This window comes from Microcystis sp. M53603_WE2, from assembly GCF_030065435.1.
The window spans coordinates 1-1,443 of record NZ_JASJFF010000404.1; the positions used below are offsets into that span (position 1 = coordinate 1).

Genomic DNA, 1,443 nt, shown 5'->3' on the forward strand with positions numbered 1-1,443 from the left:
GACTATTCTGCCCATTCTAGACTTAACTTGCAACAACCTTGGCATACCTATCCGGTGGAAACCACCCTATCTATCCTCGGTAGTTCGGCTGTTAATGGCCTCAATAGGGAGCAAATCGCCGAAAGAATTAAATATTATGGCAAAAATGAACTACAAGAACGTCCAGGGCGCAGTAATTGGCAAATTCTCCTAGATCAGTTTACCAATATCATGCTCCTCCTCTTAATTGCCGTGGCCATAATTTCCGGAGGACTGGATTTACTGGCATTACAGCGCGGTCATCTGGCTAAAATTGGTGTTCCCTTCAAAGATACGATCGCTATCTTAACAATTGTCATCCTCAATGGTATCCTCGGCTATCTGCAAGAAAGTCGCGCCGAAAAAGCTCTGGCCGCTTTAAAAAAACTCTCCTCTCCCCAAGTTAATGTTATTCGCGAGGGCCAACGCGGGGAAATAGACGCGGTTAATCTCGTCCCCGGGGACATCATGCTGATTGAAGCGGGAACCCAAATCAGTGCCGACGGCCAAATTATCGAAGCTTTTAACCTGCAAATTCGCGAATCGGCCTTGACAGGAGAGGCAAATAGTGTTAATAAATCCGCCTCCATTGACCCCTTAGACAGAGATACTCCCCTCGGCGATCGCTTAAATTTTGTCTTTACCGGAACAGAGGTACTGCAAGGCCGGGCCAAGGTCATCGTTACCAATACGGGGATGACAACGGAATTAGGCAAAATCGCTCAAATGTTAGCAACAGTCGGCAATGAACCCACTCCTCTCCAAAAAAGAATGACTCACTTGGGTAATGTCCTTGTTGCTGGTTCTCTCATTCTAGTGGCCCTAACTATTACCATCGGCCTGATCAATGCCGGTTGGTCGGCCCTAGAGGAATTAGTGGAAGTTTCCCTTAGTATGGCAGTAGCCGTCGTTCCCGAAGGATTACCCGCAGTTATCACCCTAACGCTCGCCCTAGGTACCCAACGCATGGTCAAACGTCAGGCCTTGATTCGTAAACTGCCGGCAGTAGAAACCCTTGGTTCCGTTAATGTGATCTGTTCCGACAAAACCGGGACGCTAACGGAAAATAAAATGACCGTGCGGGAGATAGAGACAGTTAATCGCAGTTTTTTAGTTACTGGGGAAGGATATAGCCCAAAAGGACAATTTTTAGACTCCAAGCAACGGGCGATCGATCCCAAAACCGATCTAGAATTACATCATCTTTTAATTGCCAGTATCCTCTGCAACGATGCCAGTTTAAACCTCGATAACGGTCACGATAGCATTTTAGGCGATCCCACGGAAGGAGCCTTATTAGTTTTAGGGGCGAAAGCGGGCTTAAATTTATCCCTAACCAAGCAAGAGTTCCCTAGAATCGCTGAAATCCCCTTTTCTTCTCAAAGAAAGCGAATGTCGGTCATTTGTCAAGGAGTCAATCCCGTA

The 1,443-nt window shown here is 46.8% G+C and carries 1 protein-coding gene; it reads left to right on the plus strand.

From position 1 onward, the window contains the following. A partial coding sequence (locus tag PX481_RS08500) for a cation-translocating P-type ATPase (protein ID WP_288094362.1) occupies nt 1-1,443 on the plus strand: 1,443 nt, incomplete at both ends.